Genomic DNA, 14,559 nt, shown 5'->3' on the forward strand with positions numbered 1-14,559 from the left:
TTTTCCACCCCCTGACCTTCCAAGGACTCACCATGCCCACCTCTCTCGACAAAGTGCTCTACACCGCCGTGGCCACCAGCACCGGAGGCCGCGACGGCCGCTCGGTGTCCAGCGACGGCCTGCTGGACGTCAAGCTGTCCCCCCCCAAGGAACTGGGCGGCCCCGGCGGTGCCACCAACCCCGAGCAGCTGTTTGCCGCCGGTTACTCCGCCTGCTTCATCGGCGCCATGAAACACGTGGCCGCCATGCAAAAGCTGCCGTTGCCCGCCGACACCGCCATCACCGCCTCGGTGGGCATCGGCCCCATCCCCCAGGGCTTTGGCATCAATGCCAAGCTGGTGGTCAGCGTGCCCGGCATGGACCGTGCTGTGGCCCAGAAGCTGGTGGACACCGCCCACCAGGTGTGTCCCTATTCCAACGCCACCCGTGGCAACATTGACGTGGTGATCGAACTCGCCTGATCGAGGCCCCCCATGCAAGCCCCAACCCCCAGCACCCAATGGACCGAAGTGGTCAGCCCTGACGAAGCCCAACGCTTCGCAGGTTACGCCCAGCGCTTTGCCGAGTTGCAGCAGCGCAAATCGGCCAAACAGGGTGAGGGGCGGGCCTTGCACCGCAAACAGGTGCTGGCCATCGAAGGCCTGCTCAGCGTGGCCGACAACCTGCCCGACTTTGCCCGCCACGGCCTGTTTGCCCAACCCAACACCTACCGCACGGTGGTGCGCCTGTCCAACGGCGGCATGGACCGCGCCCCCGACCGCAAGCCCGACATCCGGGGCTTTTCGCTGGCGGTGCACGGCGTGCACGGCGACAGCGCCCTGGGCCACGGCCCCACCAACGTGCAGTGTTTTGCGCTCATCAACCGCTCCAACTTCGGCTTTGCCACCAGCGTGGAGTTTGTGGACGTGGTCATGGCCGCCACCCAGGGGCCTGCGGCCCTGCTCAAGCACCTGATCCGCCACCACGGCTTTCTGGCGGGCACCGCCCGCATGCTGGGCCTCATCAAGAGCATGGGCCAGCCGTTTGCGGGTTTTGCGCACCAGGCGTTTTACAGCGCCGCCCCCATCGCCTGCGGCCCCTACGCCGTGCGGGTGCGGCTGCGCCCCACCGGCGACCACGGCGCCCCCGACACCGACGCCCAAAGCTGGGGCCTGGACATGGCCAAACGCCTGGCCACCCGCCCCTTGTACTACGCGCTGGACTTGCAGCCTTACCTGAACGACAAGCTCACGCCGATTGAGGACGCCAGCATCGAATGGCTGTCGCCCTACACCGAGGTGGCCACCCTGACCCTGCCGCGGCAGGTGGCCAGCCCCGACACCGAACTGGCCAAAACCGTCGAAGCCGCCGTGTTCGACCCCTGGGCCGCCCTGGCCGCCCACCGCCCCCTGGGCGAGGTGATGCGGGCCCGCAAGGTGGTGTATTTCCAGAGCCAGAAGGGGCGTGGGGCGGCCTGACCCGCCCGGCTGTCACCCCTGGCTGCGAGCCTCCAGGTAGGCACGGACGCGAGCATCTGCGCTGAGGGCCATGGCCCGCTCGTAAGCCTGACGGGCTTGGGCAGGACGATGAAGCCGCCGAAGCAGCTCCGCCTGGAGTGCCCAATACGGCTGGTGGCTGACCAACCGGGAGGACAGACCCGAGGCCTCCATGCGGGCCAGGGCCTTGGCGGCCCCCTCCTGGTCGGCCACAGCCGCCCAATGCGCCAGCGTGGCCCCCACCGAGGGGGCGACCACCGCCAGCCCCTCGTACAAGGCCAACAACTCGGGACTGCTTGACCGCCCCTGCAAACGAAGGTGCACATGGGTTTGCTGGATGGCCGCTTCCAGTTGGTAGCGGCCCAAAGTGCCCAGCGACGCGGCATGCCGCAGCACCCGATCCGCCTGCGTCAGCAGCGCCGTGTCCCACCGTTGCACATCCTGCTCATTCAGCGGCACAAAGCGGTCGCCCGACGCCCCCCACCGGGCAGGTGCCCGGGCGTGGATGCACAGCAGCAAGGCCCACAGCCCAGCCGCCTCGGCCTGGTGAGGCAAGGTGGCACTCACCATGGCCGCCAGCTCCAGGGCCTGGGTTTCCAGCGATGGTCCGGGCTCGTCGGTGGGCAGCGCATCCCACCCGCACGCAAAGGCTGCGTAAATGGCATCCAGCACCGGCGGCAGGCGCTCGGGCAATGCCGCCGCGGGCGGCACTTCAAACACCATGCCGCTGTCCCGAATCCTGGCCTTGGCGCGCACGAGCCGCTGGGCCAGCGCCGCCGGGCTGGTCAGGAACACCGCAGCCATCTGCGCCACATCCACCCCCAGCACCACCTGAAGCATCAAGGGCGTGCGCATGGAAGCGTCGATGGCGGGATGGGCGCACACAAACAGCAGCTTGATCCGCTCGTCCACAAACGACGCCTGTCCCATCCCCGGGTCCGATGGGGTGGGGGCCAAGGTCAGCAGCGTGGCTTCGGCCTCGGTGCACACCTGGTCGTGGCGTTGCGCATCCAGAACCTGCCGCCGCGCCACCGTCAACAGCCACGCCTCGGGGTTGTCCGGCAGCGACGCATCGGTCCAGGTTTGCAACGCCTTGAGCACGGCACCGCTCAACGCATCTTCCGCGGCGGCCACGTCGCGCGTGCGCACAGCCAGCAACGCCACCAGGCGGCGTGACGACCGCCTGACGGTGGCCTCGACCACCCGGGCCACAGGGCCGAGGATGCGGGCATCCGAGCGCGGGACGCTCATTCGGTGGGCAGGTTCGGGCGCACTTCCACCACCACGTCGGGGCGCGCCGGAAAGCGGGAGGCCCATTGCAAGGCCGCATCCAGGTCTGGCACGTTGATGATGAAGTAGCCCCCCAACTGCTCTTTGGTGGCCACGAACGGCCCATCCTCCACCGTCAGGGTGTGGCCCTGGCGTTTGAGGATGGTGGCGGTTTCGGGGGGTTGAAGACCCGCGCCACCCACCCACACCCCTGCGTCTTTGAGGGCCTGGAGGTAGTGCAAGGTGCCCGACCAGTAGTCCGCCTGCCGCTGTGGGTCGGTGCGGGCGGAAAAGCCGTCTTCGGTTTCGTGAATGAGCAACGTGTATTGCATGTGCAACTCCTGTCAGGGCTGAAAAGAAGGGCAGCACCACACCGCGCGGCACCGTCCACCCCCATGACGTCTCAGCCGGCCGCCCATCGACATCCGGGGTCGATCAGGCGTTGACCACCACGTCGGCATAGTGATCCAGCATGCCGGGCCAGCCGTTGGGCGACCCCAATGTGTCGCGCATGAGCTGGGCATCGGCACCGTAGGCCTCCAGACCGCGGTGCTCCAAGGTCACCTGGGTGGTCTGAGCGTCCAACGCCTTGAATTGGACCTCGACTTCGGTCATCAGCGTGGGGGCAAAAGCCCAGCGGCTGGTGAGTTGCCACGCCAGCACCACCCGCTCGGGCGGCGCCCAGGTCAACACCCGCCCCCAGTCGCATTCCACGCCGTCGGTGCCACGCTCGAACCAGCGGCCACCCGCCCGCGGCTCCACCACCACATGGGCACAGGGTGCCTGCCCTATTTTGTGGGTGGCCATGGGCCACCAGGTCTCCATGCGGGCGGTGAACACGTCAAACGCCTTGGCCTGCGGGGCTTTGACGGTGAGGGTTTTGCGAACCACAACAGGCTCTGCGAAGGATCGGTTCATGGGGGTCTTTCAGGGCTGGGGTTTGGCGGCCGCCTCGGCTGCTGACTGGAAGCGGGCCAGGCCCACATCCCAGAGGCTGCCCAGGAAGTCTCGCATCGACGCGACGGTGTCGCTGTTGGGGCGGTAGACGTTGCGGGTTCCCACGGCGTCGAACGTCACCAGCCCCACGTCGGACAGCACCTTGAGGTGCTGCGACACCGCCGGGCGGCTGACGGGCAGCTGCAACGCCAGCTCGGCCACCGACAACGGGGTGCGCGAGAGCCGATGGAAGACCTCCAGCCGGGTGGGGTCGCCCAACGCGGCAAAGCGGCGGGCCTGCAGGGAGGGGGAAACATCGACCATGGGTTAGCAATCAATTACCGTAAGCGAATGATTACCAAAAGGCCCCCATCCGTCAAGCCCAGGTGCCGTTCAGGCACTTCTCGGACACCTCAGGGCCGGACCATGCGCCCTGAAAAAACAAAACAAAATGGCATCAAGCGCTTTATATGAAAGCGCAAACAGCTACAAAATAAATAGCACCCCATCCCCATCCCCATCCCCATCCCCATCCCCATCCCCATCCCCATCCCCACCCGCACCGCTGGGGGCGCGCCCCTCAGGGCGCAGCCAGCACCGTCCGGGGCAACCAACCCAGGGTGTGGGCGTGCAGGCTTTGCACGTAAAGCCGGTCGGGGGTTTCGGTGATGGCCGTGGTTTCGGGGTAATTGCCCGCCGGGTCTTGCAGGTCGGCCACCACCTGCCCTTGCTCGTTGAACGCCACCACATGCCCGTAAGCCTTGGGAATGGGCCACCACGCCCGGGGCAGGCGCAGCGTCAGCTCGCGCAGCCAGGGCTTGGTGGCCATGCCGTCGATCACCGGGTTGCGGGGCTTGGCAAAGCCCATCCAGATGCGCCCGTCCAGGCCGCGCATCAGGTTGTCGGGGTAGCCTGGCAGGTTGTCCAGCAGCACCTGGGCACCGCCGCTGGGGCCCTGGCTGAGGTCCAGCCCGCGGGCCGATGCCGGGATGGCCCACACCCGGTAGCGCCCGGTCTCGGCCACGTACAGCGTGGACTCGTCCGCCGACAGCGCCACGCCATTGGCAAACGACAGGCCGCGGGCCACCACCTCGGTGCGCCCGGTGGCGGGGTCGTGCACCAGCACCCGTCCGGTGGCCGATTGCTCCAGGATGTCGAGCACGCTGGCCTCGAAGGTGCCACCCCATTCGCGGGGCGCAAACCGGGCCGAGGCGTCTGAAAAGTAGAAACGCTCCGGCTGTTGCGCCTGCCGGGTGACCACCACCGAGTTGGCGTACCGGATGGGGTCGCCGTCCACCGCGTCCACCAGCAGCGTCACGCCACCTTGGGGGGAAACACGCAGCAGACCGCGCAGGGCGTCGGCGGCAATCAGCTGGCCCTGGCGGTCCAGGTCGAAGCCCAGCACCCGGCCCTGGGTGTCAGCCACCACCCGGCGCTGCTGTCCGTCGGCCGACAGCCACAGCAGCTTGCCGCTGGCCACCGTGGTGTACACCCCGCCTTCGGGGGCGGCCACCACGTGCTCAGGCCCCACCTCGTCGCCCAGCGACAGGTGCTGCAGCCCCTGCAACCGGGTGTTGGCGGCGTGCGCCCCCTGGTAGCCCGGGGCCACGGGTGCGGTCCAGGCCACGGCCTGGATGCGCACGGGCCAGGTCAGCAGGTAGGCCGCCGTCACCCCCACAGCCGTCAACACGGCCAAACTTGCACGAAGCCACATGGTGTTTCTCCCTTTCTGTCGATGCGGCTGCCCAACGGGGGCACGCCAGCGGACGATTGTGCCGCCCCGTAAAATCAACGGCTCTTTTGTGTGCCTCCGAGGCTGCCCCCCTTCTCCCGCCGACCACCCGCTGCTGGCGGGGCGCAAGGTGCGGTGGCCCCAGCTTGACCCCATCACCATGTCCGACACCGTTGCCCAGCCGGGCTTGAACAGCCTGTCCAAATCGTTTGAACCTGCCGCCCTCGAAGCCCATTGGGGCCCCGAATGGGAACGCCGCGGCTACGGCGTCGCGGGCTTTCGCGGCACGGGCCAGGCCAATGCCGACGCCGCTGCGGCGGGCCGCAACTTCTGCATCCAGCTGCCCCCGCCCAACGTGACCGGCACGCTGCACATGGGCCATGCGTTCAACCAGACCATCATGGACAGCCTGACCCGCTACCACCGCATGGCCGGGTTCAACACCGCCTGGATTCCCGGCACCGACCACGCGGGCATTGCCACCCAGATCGTGGTGGAACGCCAGCTGCAAGGCCAGGGCAAGAGCCGCCACGACATGGGCCCCACCCCCGCCGAAGCCCGCAAGAACTTCGTCTCCAAGGTGTGGGAGTGGAAAGAGCAGAGCGGCAACACCATCACCACCCAGATGCGCCGCATGGGCGACAGCGTGGACTGGAGCCGCGAGTACTTCACCATGGACGACAAGCTCAGCGCCGTGGTGACCGACACCTTCGTGAAGCTGTACGAGCAGGGCCTGATCTACCGCGGCAAGCGCCTGGTCAACTGGGACCCGGTGCTGAAAAGCGCGGTGTCCGACCTGGAAGTGGAAAGCACCGAGGCCGAGGGCAAGCTGTGGCACATCCGCTACCCGCTGGCCGATGGGTCCGACACCGTGGTGGTGGCCACCACCCGCCCCGAAACCATGCTGGGCGACACCGCCGTGATGGTGCACCCCGAGGACGAGCGCTACCGCCACATGGTGGGCCAGCAGGTGCGCCTGCCGCTCACCGGCCGCCTGATCCCGGTGATTGCCGACGCCCATGTGGACAAGGAATTCGGCACCGGCGTGGTGAAGGTCACCCCGGCGCACGACTTCAACGACTACCAGGTGGGCCTGCGGCACAACCTGCCCATGATCACCATCTTCACGCTGGACGCCAAGGTCAACGACCAGGCGCCCGCGGCCTACCAGGGGCAGGACCGCTTCGACGCCCGCAAGGCCGTGCTGGCCGACCTGGAAGCCCAGGGCCTGCTGGTGGAGATCAAGCCCCACAAGCTCATGCTGCCCATCTGCGCCCGCACCGGCCAGGTGGTGGAGCCCATGCTGACCGACCAGTGGTTTGTGGCCATGAACAAGGTGGGCGCAGGCGACGCCACCGGCAAGAGCATTGCGCAAAAAGCCATCGACGCCGTGCAGAGCGGCCAGGTGAGTTTTGTGCCCGAGAACTGGGTCAACACCTACAACCAGTGGATGAACAACATCCAGGACTGGTGCATCAGCCGCCAGCTGTGGTGGGGCCACCAGATCCCCGCCTGGTACGGCAGCAATGGTGAAGTTTTTGTAGCAACCAGCGCAGAAGCAGCAAGCGACAAGGCCCAAAAAGCCGGATACACCGGCCCGCTGACCCGCGACGAAGACGTGCTGGACACCTGGTACTCCAGCGCCCTGGTGCCCTTCTCCAGCCTGAGAACCGAGGCCCCCACGCTTGGCGCTGATGCGCCTGCGCTGCCCCCCGAGGGGGCGCAACCCGCCTTGGGGCGGCCCGGCGGCGGGTTGGACGCCGGTTCAGCACTGTCTGATCTCGACCTGTACCTGCCCAGCAGCGTGCTGGTGACGGGCTACGACATCATCTTCTTCTGGGTGGCCCGGATGATCATGATGACCACCCACTTCACCGGCAAGGTGCCGTTCAAACACGTCTACATCCACGGCCTGGTGCGCGACGCCCAGGGCCAGAAGATGAGCAAGTCCGAAGGCAACGTGCTCGACCCCGTGGACCTGATCGACGGCATTGCCTTGGGCCCGCTGCTGGACAAGCGCACCACCGGCCTGCGCAAGCCCGAAACCGCGCCCAAGGTGCGCAAGCAGACCGAAAAGGAATTCCCCGACGGCATCCCCGCCTATGGCGCCGATGCCCTGCGCTTCACGTTTGCCGCCCTGGCCAGCCTGGGCCGCAGCATCAACTTCGACAGCAAGCGCTGCGAGGGCTACCGCAACTTCTGCAACAAGCTGTGGAACGCCACCCGCTTCGTGCTGATGAACTGCGAAGGCCAGGACTGCGGATTGAGCGACCACGCTACCGACGCCTGCGTGCCCGGCGGCGGCTACCTGGCGTTCAGCCAGCCCGACCGCTGGATCGTCTCCGCCCTGCAGCGCGTGGAGGCCGAAGTGGCCAAGGGCTTTGCCGAATACCGGCTGGACAACGTGGCCAACGCCATCTACGACTTTGTGTGGAACGAGTTCTGCGACTGGTACCTGGAAATTGCCAAGGTGCAGATCCAGACCGGCAACGCCGAAACCCAGCGCGGCACCCGCCGCACGCTGATCCGCACGCTGGAAACCATCCTGCGCCTGGCCCACCCCATCATCCCCTTCATCACCGAAGAGCTGTGGCAGAAGGTGGCCCCCGTGGCCGGACGCGCAGGCGACTCGGTCAGCGTGGCCGCCTACCCCGTCAGCCAGCCCGAGCGCATCGACACCGCCGCCGAGGCCCATGTGGCCAAGCTGAAGTCGGTGGTGGACGCCTGCCGCAACCTGCGCGGCGAAATGAACGTGTCCCCCGCCACCCGCCTGCCGCTGTTCGTGGTGGGTGACACCGCCTTCATGACCGCCACCGCCCCGGTGCTGCAGGCCCTGGCCAAGCTGAGCGAGGTGAAGGTGTTTGCCGACGAGGCCGCCTGGGCCGCCGCCGCGCAGTCCGCGCCCGTGGCCGTGGTCGGCGAGGCACGCCTGTGCCTGTTCATGGAAGTGGACGTGGCCGCCGAAAAGGCCCGCCTGGCCAAGGAAGCCACGCGCCTGGAAACCGAGATCGGCAAGGCCAATGGCAAGCTGGGCAACGAGGCCTTTGTGGCCAAGGCCCCGCCCGCCGTGATCGAGCAAGAGAAGAAACGGGTGGCCGACTTCACGGCCATGCTGGCCAAGGTGAAAGACCAGCTGACCCGCCTGGGCGCCTGACGCTCGCGCCCCGCTGGCCGCTGAGGGAGTGGTCAGCGGCAGTCGTCAGCGGAGGTCAGCGGCGGCGCAACACCGTGATGTGTTCGCCGTTGACGGTTTCCTGGTGCAGCATTTCATTGCCCGTCTGGCGGGCAAAGGCTTGAAAGTCCCGCACCGAGCCTGCATCGGTGGCCACGATCTTCAAGGTCTGGCCACTCTCCAGCTCGGCCAACGCTTTTTTGGCCCGCAGGATGGGCAGCGGGCAGTTCAGTCCCCGGGCGTCGAGTTCTTTGTCGGCGTTCATGTGTGTCCTCGTTGTGGGCAGCGATTGTAGGAGGGGCGGCTCAGGTCGGGATGTCCATGAACGACGGCTCCAACCCCTGGCTGCGCAGCCATTGGGCCAGCGCCAAGCCCGTCCCGGCACGCCAGCAGCGGATGTCCTGGGGGGCAAACAGCTTGTACTCGGCCAGCTCGGGCGACAGCCGCACCTCGCCATGGCAGCGGGCGTGGTAGGTGATGATGACCTGGTTCATGCGCAGGAATTCGTGCACACCGATGAGTTGCAGGGCATCCACGGTCAGCCCGGTTTCCTCGTTCACCTCACGGGCAATGCCTTCTTCGGGGGTTTCACCCGCCTCCATGAAGCCGGTGATGAGTGCGAACATGCGGTGCGTCCACGCGGCATTGCGCGCCAGCAGCACCCGGCCATCGGGCAACTGGACAATGGCCGCCAGCACTGGCGTGGGGTTGTTCCAGTGGGTCCACCCGCAGGCCGGGCAGCGCAAACGGGACTTCAGGCCACCGTCTTCCAGCGCCTCCACCGTGGCCAGGCCCGTGGCGCACTGTGGACAGTAACGGTAGGCGGGCGAGGTCATGCGGGGAACACGCCGGTGGACAGGTAGCGGTCACCCCGGTCGCACACGATGAAGACGATGGTGGCGTCCTGCACCGTGCGGGCCAGGTTCAAGGCCACCTGACAGGCCCCGGCGGCGGAAATGCCCGCAAAAATGCCCTCTTCCCGCGCCAGACGGCGGCACATGTCCTCGGCATCGGATTGACTCACCAGGGCCAGCTCGTCCACCCCGCTGGGGTCGTAAATCTTGGGCAGGTATTCCTGCGGCCACTTGCGAATGCCCGGGATGCGCGAGCCTTCGCTGGGCTGTGCGCCAATGACACGCACCGCTGCGTTTTGCTGCTTCAAGAAACGGGACACGCCGGTGATGGTGCCCGTGGTGCCCATGGCGCTCACGAAGTGGGTCACCCGCCCATGGGTCTGCTGCCAGATTTCGGGGCCGGTGGTCTCGAAATGCACCCGCGGGTTGTCGGCGTTGGCAAACTGGTCCAGCACCCGGCCCTTGCCCTGGGCCACCATCTGGTCGGCCAGGTCACGGGCGTATTCCATGCCACCGCTCTTGGGGGTGAGGATGAGTTCAGCCCCAAACGCCTTCATGGTCTGGGCGCGCTCGATGCTCAGGTCCTCCGGCATGATGAGGATCATGCGGTAGCCCTTGATGGCCGCGGCCATGGCCAGCGCAATGCCGGTGTTGCCCGAGGTGGCTTCGATGAGGGTGTCACCCGGGCGAATCTCGCCCCGCTCCTCGGCCCGACGGATCATGGACAGCGCAGGCCGGTCCTTGACCGAGCCCGCCGGGTTGTTGCCCTCCAGCTTGCCCAGGATGACGTTGCGGTTGGCCGCACACACCTCGGCACCGATGCGGCGCAGGGCCACCAGGGGGGTGTGGCCAATCACATCTTCGATGGTGGGGTACACGGGATGGGCAGGAGAGGTCATGTGAACGTGGCTTGGTTTTCAAACGGTGCCAAACACTGTGCCATAATCCAGGGCTTCCCCGCTGCCGGAGTGGCGAAATTGGTAGACGCAGCAGATTCAAAATCTGCCGGTGCTAAACACCGTGTCGGTTCGAGTCCGACCCCCGGCACCACTGACAAGGCCCGCATGGTTTTCGCCATCCGGGCTTTTTTGTTGTTTGTCCAGGTGACCGTCCATGCACACCCACAACCTGACCGAATGGCAGCACGCCCACACCTTTGACACCGGCAACGCCGCCGCCGAAAAAGGCACGCGGCTGGTGATGTGGATCACCCTGCTCACCATGGGGGTGGAAATCGCTGCGGGGTGGTACTACAACTCCATGGCCTTGCTGGCCGACGGCTGGCACATGAGCAGCCACGCCGTGGCCATTGGCCTGAGCACCTACGCCTACGCTGCCGCCCGCCAACACGCCCAGGACACGCGGTTTGCATTCGGCACCTGGAAAATCGAAGTGCTGGGCGGCTTTGCCAGCGCCATCGTGCTGTTGGGGGTGGCCGCGCTGATGGTGTTCGGCTCGGTCGAACGCCTGCTCCAACCCCAGGCCATCCATTACCCCGAGGCCCTGGCCGTGGGGGTGCTGGGACTGGTGGTCAACCTGGTCTGCGCCGCCATCCTGGGGCAGGCCCACCACCACGGCCACGGGCATGACCATGGACACGGGCATGGGCATCACCCTGAACACGGGCACCCGCACGACCACCACCACGACCTCAACCTGAAATCCGCTTACCTGCACGTCATCGCCGATGCGGCCACCTCCGTTGCCGCTTTGGCGGCGCTTCTGGGCGGCTGGTGGCTGGGCTGGTCGTGGCTTGACCCGCTGATGGGCCTGGTGGGCGCGGTGCTGGTGGCCGTGTGGGCGAAGGGCCTGCTGACCGATACCGGCAAGGTGCTGCTGGACCGCGAAATGGACCACCCGGTGGTGGACGAAATCCGCGAGGTCATTGCCGAACAAGGTTCAGCCGGTGACACCGTGATCGCCGACCTGCACGTGTGGCGGGTGGGCAAGGCCACCTACGCCTGCGCCCTGAGCCTGGTCACCCACGATGCGGCGCTGACCCCGAGGCAGGTGCGCGACTGGCTGTCGGTGCACGAGGAAATCGTCCACACGACCATTGAAATTCACCAGTGCACCACCGGGGCGCACACCCACTGAGTCGCCTTCGGCTCAGCGCCGACTCTGCAAACCCTCCGCCGGGGTGGCATACCGCAACACCAGGCCCAATTCGGTCTTCATGCGGGTGTTGTCCAGCCGCCGCGACTCGCTCATGAAACTCAGCAGCGACACCGGCAGGACGGCCTGGGCCTCGGACCGGGACACCCGGGGCGGGCGGGGCAGGCCGTAGAGGTCGGCGGCCAGGTCGAAGTAGTCGCCCATCTTCAGTTCGCTGTCGTCACAGACGTTGATGGCGCGCCAGCGCCCTCCTCGCCACAGCGCCAGTTGGCAGGCACGGGCCAGGTCGTCGGCATGGATGTGGTTGGTGTACACGTCGTCGGGGGCCTGCAGCACCGGTGTGCCGCGCAGCAGGCGCTCGCGGGGGGTGCCGCCTTCGCGGTCGGGGGCGTAGATGCCCGGAATGCGCAGCACCACCGCGGGCACGCCCGTTTGCCGGGACCAGGCACGCACGGTGCGCTCGGCGTGCACCCGCCGCTGCCCCCGCGGCGTGTGGGGCTGGAGCGGGCGATGCTCGTGCACCCACTCGCCGCCACAGTCGCCGTACACACCGCTGGTGGAGCCGTACACCAACACTGCAGGACGCTGACGGCGAACCAAGGCCCGGGTCAGAGCCTGGGTGCGCGGGTCGGTCTGCCAGACCCGGCGAACCTCGGTGGGCGGCGGGGCCAGGTGCAGCACCCGGGTGGCCACGCCCGCCAGGCGGGCCAGCGTGTCAGGCCGGTCCAGGTTGCCCACCAGCGGTTGGCACCCGGCCTGCCGCAACGCGGGGGCCCGCTCGGGCGACGAGGTGAGCGCCATCAGCCGCACCTTGCCGCGCAGGGCACGCGCCACGCGCAGCCCCACGTCACCACACCCCACCACCAGCACCCGCTCACGCCGAAAGCGTGCGGGCAGCGCACCCATGCCTGCCATGTTGTTGATGTCCTGACTTGCGAGACAATTTCCGTTTTTCAGCTTGCGTGCCAGTATGACATTCACCATCAGTGTCCAACCCAGCGGCCGACAGTTCCAGGCCACCCCCGACGAAACCCTGCTGACCGCCGCCATCCGACAGGGCGTGGGCCTGCCCTACGGCTGCAAGGACGGTGCCTGCGGTTCGTGCAAATGCAAAAAGATCAGCGGCACGGTGACCCACGCCACCTTCCAGGCCAAGGCACTCACCCCCGAGGAAGAAGCCGCCGGCCTGGTGCTGACCTGCCGCGCCACCGCCCAGACCGACGTGGTGCTGGAGTCGCGCCAGGTGACCGAGGAAGGGGCCTTCCCCGTCAAGAAAATGCCCGTGCGCGTCAGCACCCTGGAGCGCCTGTCGCCCGACGTGATGAAGCTGCGCCTGCAACTGCCCGCCGCCGAGCCCTTCCAGTACCACGCGGGCCAGTACATCGACTTCCTGCTGCGCGACGGCGACCGCCGCAGCTACTCCATGGCCAATGCCCCGCACAACCAGGGCTCGCCCGCGCACCTCGAGCTGCACCTGCGCCACATGCCCGGTGGCAAGTTCACCGACGTGGTGTTCAGCACCCTGAAGGAAAAGGACATCCAGCGCATTGAAGGCCCCTACGGCAGCTTCTACCTGCGCGAAGACAGCGCCCTGCCCCTGGTGTTCCTCGCCTCGGGCACGGGCTTTGCCCCCATCAAGGCGCTGATCGAACGGCTGCAGCACCTGGGCAGCACCCGCCCCGTCACCGTGTACTGGGGCGGACGCCGCCCCGCCGACCTCTACATGGACGCGTGGATGCGCGAACAGGCCTCCGCCATGCCACACCTGAGCTACGTGCCCGTGGTGTCCGACGCCCTGCCCGAAGACGGCTGGACCGGCCGCACCGGCTTCGTCCACCACGCGGTCATGCATGACTGGCCTGACCTCAGCGGCCATCAGGTGTACGCTTGCGGAGCCCCGGTGGTGGTGAATTCGGCCCGTGCCGACTTCGTGGCGCAATGCCGCCTGCCGGAAGAGTCCTTCTTTGCCGACTCGTTCACCTCGGCCGCCGACACAGGAGCCCCCCGATGAAACGCCGCACTGCCCAGCACGGGCTCTTGAGCCTGTTGGCCCTGTCCAGCCTGGCGCTGTCCACCGCTTTCTCCCCCGCCACAGCCCAAACCCAAGGCAAGGTGATCCGCTTCATCGTGCCTTACGGGGCGGGTGGTCCGCTGGACATCACCTCGCGCATCCTGGCCGACAAGGTCAAGGACAGCCTGGGCACGGTCATCATCGAGAACAAGCCCGGTGCGGGCGGCAACATCGGGGCCGACCTGGTGGCCAAGGCCGCCCCGGACGGCCACACCGTGGGCCTGGCCGCCGTGGCCACCCACGCCATCAACCCCTGGCTGTTCGGCAAGATGCCCTACGACGCGGGCAAGGACTTCACCCCCATCACCCAGCTGGTGCGAGTGCCCAACGTGCTGGTGATGAACACCGACACCGCGCAACGCCTGCACATCCGCACGCTGGCCGACCTGGTGGCCTACGCCAAGGCCAACCCCGCCAAGCTGAACTACGGCTCGGGCGGCAACGGCAGCGCGGGGCACCTGGCCGGGGAGTTGTTCAAGAAGCAAGCCGACATCTTTGCCCTGCACATCCCCTACAACGGCGGCAACCCGGCCCAACTGGCGCTGCTGAGCGGACAGGTGGATTTCAACTTCGACAACCTGGCCACCGCCGCGGCCAACATCAAGTCGGGCAAGCTCAAGGCGCTGGCCGTGACCACCCTGCAACGCAGCCCCGCCCTGCCCGACGTGCCCAGCGTGGCCGAAACCTACCCCGGCTTTGCCGTGGACACCTGGTGGGGCCTGGTGGCCCCCGCGGGCACCCCCAAGGACGTGGTGGCCAAGCTCCACAAGGCCTACACCGACGCCCTCAACCAGCCCGACGTGAAGGCCCGGTTTGCCACCCTCATGGCCGAACCCGTGCCCAGCACGCCCGAGCAGTTCGGCGACTTCATGGTCAAGGAACGCGCCAAGTACGAGCCGGTGGTGAAAAGCAGCGGGGCGCGGGTGGATTGAACG

General features: G+C 67.4%; 15 protein-coding genes and 1 tRNA gene. 7 read left to right on the top strand and 9 right to left on the bottom strand.

Features of this window, described 5'->3' with window-relative positions; translation table 11 throughout:
* The first annotated feature begins 32 nt into the window (after positions 1–32).
* Together ACYVB7_RS07530 and ACYVB7_RS07535 are read left to right on the top strand one after the other, a co-directional pair.
* Complete coding sequence (locus ACYVB7_RS07530; protein WP_460506119.1) at positions 33–461, top strand: organic hydroperoxide resistance protein; 429 nt, start codon at positions 33–35, stop codon at positions 459–461.
* A 12-nt stretch (positions 462–473) separates the two neighbouring features.
* Entirely contained in the window at positions 474–1,457 is a 984-nt protein-coding gene (locus ACYVB7_RS07535; RefSeq protein WP_460506120.1) for a catalase family protein, read from the top strand.
* 12 nt (positions 1,458–1,469) lie between these two features.
* On the opposite strand, the gene ACYVB7_RS07540 is transcribed toward ACYVB7_RS07535, so the two are convergent.
* The 5 genes from ACYVB7_RS07540 to ACYVB7_RS07560 all read right to left on the bottom strand — a co-directional run bounded on the left by ACYVB7_RS07540 (position 1,470) and on the right by ACYVB7_RS07560 (position 5,394).
* A complete protein-coding gene (locus ACYVB7_RS07540; RefSeq protein ID WP_460506121.1) occupies positions 1,470–2,726 on the bottom strand; it encodes an RNA polymerase sigma factor in 1,257 nt (418 codons plus the stop codon).
* Positions 2,723–3,076: a YciI family protein gene (locus ACYVB7_RS07545; RefSeq protein ID WP_460506122.1), complete on the bottom strand. Its 354-nt coding sequence runs from the start codon at positions 3,074–3,076 to the stop codon at positions 2,723–2,725. Before ACYVB7_RS07545 ends, ACYVB7_RS07540 begins: the two co-directional genes overlap by 4 nt.
* Before the next feature lie 103 nt (positions 3,077–3,179).
* Positions 3,180–3,662, bottom strand: a complete 483-nt coding sequence (locus ACYVB7_RS07550) for an SRPBCC family protein (RefSeq protein ID WP_460506123.1) — start codon at positions 3,660–3,662, stop codon at positions 3,180–3,182.
* 9 nt (positions 3,663–3,671) lie between these two features.
* Complete coding sequence (locus ACYVB7_RS07555) at positions 3,672–4,004, bottom strand: ArsR/SmtB family transcription factor (protein ID WP_460506124.1); 333 nt, start codon at positions 4,002–4,004, stop codon at positions 3,672–3,674.
* A gap of 256 nt (positions 4,005–4,260) precedes the next feature.
* Positions 4,261–5,394, bottom strand: coding sequence for an SMP-30/gluconolactonase/LRE family protein (locus ACYVB7_RS07560; protein ID WP_460506125.1), 1,134 nt, complete (start codon positions 5,392–5,394; stop codon positions 4,261–4,263).
* A gap of 178 nt (positions 5,395–5,572) precedes the next feature.
* Here ACYVB7_RS07560 and ACYVB7_RS07565 point away from each other — a divergent pair, with 178 nt between their 5' ends.
* Complete coding sequence (locus ACYVB7_RS07565; protein WP_460506126.1) at positions 5,573–8,566, top strand: valine--tRNA ligase; 2,994 nt, start codon at positions 5,573–5,575, stop codon at positions 8,564–8,566.
* 55 nt (positions 8,567–8,621) lie between these two features.
* On the opposite strand, the gene ACYVB7_RS07570 is transcribed toward ACYVB7_RS07565, so the two are convergent.
* Genes ACYVB7_RS07570 through cysM form a run of 3 tightly spaced genes read right to left on the bottom strand, consistent with a single transcriptional unit; the run spans position 8,622 to position 10,337 of the window.
* Positions 8,622–8,849 (bottom strand): sulfurtransferase TusA family protein, encoded by a 228-nt coding sequence (locus ACYVB7_RS07570; protein ID WP_460506127.1) that lies wholly within the window; start codon positions 8,847–8,849, stop codon positions 8,622–8,624.
* A gap of 40 nt (positions 8,850–8,889) precedes the next feature.
* Positions 8,890–9,420, bottom strand: a complete 531-nt coding sequence (locus ACYVB7_RS07575) for an NUDIX domain-containing protein (protein WP_460506128.1) — start codon at positions 9,418–9,420, stop codon at positions 8,890–8,892.
* Complete coding sequence (gene cysM / locus ACYVB7_RS07580) at positions 9,417–10,337, bottom strand: cysteine synthase CysM (protein WP_460506129.1); 921 nt, start codon at positions 10,335–10,337, stop codon at positions 9,417–9,419. Before cysM ends, ACYVB7_RS07575 begins: the two co-directional genes overlap by 4 nt.
* A 63-nt stretch (positions 10,338–10,400) precedes the next feature.
* Between cysM and ACYVB7_RS07585 the strand changes: the two genes are divergently transcribed.
* Together ACYVB7_RS07585 and dmeF are read left to right on the top strand one after the other, a co-directional pair.
* Positions 10,401–10,488: transfer RNA gene (locus ACYVB7_RS07585), tRNA-Leu, on the top strand.
* Positions 10,489–10,551: 63 nt separating this feature from the next.
* Complete coding sequence (gene dmeF, locus ACYVB7_RS07590; RefSeq protein WP_460506130.1) at positions 10,552–11,535, top strand: cation diffusion facilitator family transporter; 984 nt, start codon at positions 10,552–10,554, stop codon at positions 11,533–11,535.
* A gap of 12 nt (positions 11,536–11,547) precedes the next feature.
* Here dmeF and ACYVB7_RS07595 read toward each other — a convergent pair whose 3' ends face one another.
* Positions 11,548–12,468: an SDR family oxidoreductase gene (locus ACYVB7_RS07595; protein ID WP_460506131.1), complete on the bottom strand. Its 921-nt coding sequence runs from the start codon at positions 12,466–12,468 to the stop codon at positions 11,548–11,550.
* Positions 12,469–12,523: 55 nt separating this feature from the next.
* Between ACYVB7_RS07595 and ACYVB7_RS07600 the strand changes: the two genes are divergently transcribed.
* Together ACYVB7_RS07600 and ACYVB7_RS07605 are read left to right on the top strand one after the other, a co-directional pair.
* A complete protein-coding gene (locus tag ACYVB7_RS07600) occupies positions 12,524–13,564 on the top strand; it encodes a CDP-6-deoxy-delta-3,4-glucoseen reductase (protein WP_460506133.1) in 1,041 nt (346 codons plus the stop codon).
* A complete protein-coding gene (locus ACYVB7_RS07605; RefSeq protein ID WP_460506134.1) occupies positions 13,561–14,556 on the top strand; it encodes a Bug family tripartite tricarboxylate transporter substrate binding protein in 996 nt (331 codons plus the stop codon). Before ACYVB7_RS07600 ends, ACYVB7_RS07605 begins: the two co-directional genes overlap by 4 nt.
* The last annotated feature ends 3 nt before the right edge of the window (positions 14,557–14,559 follow it).

This window comes from Hydrogenophaga soli, assembly GCF_054777695.1.

Excerpts from the sequence above, each read along its gene's own strand:
- ACYVB7_RS07530 (WP_460506119.1), top strand. The coding sequence starts at position 33 with ATGCCCACCTCTCTCGACAAAGTGCTCTACACCGCCGTGGCCACCAGC.
- ACYVB7_RS07535 (WP_460506120.1), top strand. The coding sequence starts at position 474 with ATGCAAGCCCCAACCCCCAGCACCCAATGGACCGAAGTGGTCAGCCCT.
- ACYVB7_RS07540 (WP_460506121.1), bottom strand. The coding sequence starts at position 2,726 with ATGAGCGTCCCGCGCTCGGATGCCCGCATCCTCGGCCCTGTGGCCCGG.
- ACYVB7_RS07545 (WP_460506122.1), bottom strand. The coding sequence starts at position 3,076 with ATGCAATACACGTTGCTCATTCACGAAACCGAAGACGGCTTTTCCGCC.
- ACYVB7_RS07550 (WP_460506123.1), bottom strand. The coding sequence starts at position 3,662 with ATGAACCGATCCTTCGCAGAGCCTGTTGTGGTTCGCAAAACCCTCACC.
- ACYVB7_RS07555 (WP_460506124.1), bottom strand. The coding sequence starts at position 4,004 with ATGGTCGATGTTTCCCCCTCCCTGCAGGCCCGCCGCTTTGCCGCGTTG.
- ACYVB7_RS07560 (WP_460506125.1), bottom strand. The coding sequence starts at position 5,394 with ATGTGGCTTCGTGCAAGTTTGGCCGTGTTGACGGCTGTGGGGGTGACG.
- ACYVB7_RS07565 (WP_460506126.1), top strand. The coding sequence starts at position 5,573 with ATGTCCGACACCGTTGCCCAGCCGGGCTTGAACAGCCTGTCCAAATCG.
- ACYVB7_RS07570 (WP_460506127.1), bottom strand. The coding sequence starts at position 8,849 with ATGAACGCCGACAAAGAACTCGACGCCCGGGGACTGAACTGCCCGCTG.
- ACYVB7_RS07575 (WP_460506128.1), bottom strand. The coding sequence starts at position 9,420 with ATGACCTCGCCCGCCTACCGTTACTGTCCACAGTGCGCCACGGGCCTG.
- cysM (WP_460506129.1), bottom strand. The coding sequence starts at position 10,337 with ATGACCTCTCCTGCCCATCCCGTGTACCCCACCATCGAAGATGTGATT.
- dmeF (WP_460506130.1), top strand. The coding sequence starts at position 10,552 with ATGCACACCCACAACCTGACCGAATGGCAGCACGCCCACACCTTTGAC.
- ACYVB7_RS07595 (WP_460506131.1), bottom strand. The coding sequence starts at position 12,468 with ATGGCAGGCATGGGTGCGCTGCCCGCACGCTTTCGGCGTGAGCGGGTG.
- ACYVB7_RS07600 (WP_460506133.1), top strand. The coding sequence starts at position 12,524 with ATGACATTCACCATCAGTGTCCAACCCAGCGGCCGACAGTTCCAGGCC.
- ACYVB7_RS07605 (WP_460506134.1), top strand. The coding sequence starts at position 13,561 with ATGAAACGCCGCACTGCCCAGCACGGGCTCTTGAGCCTGTTGGCCCTG.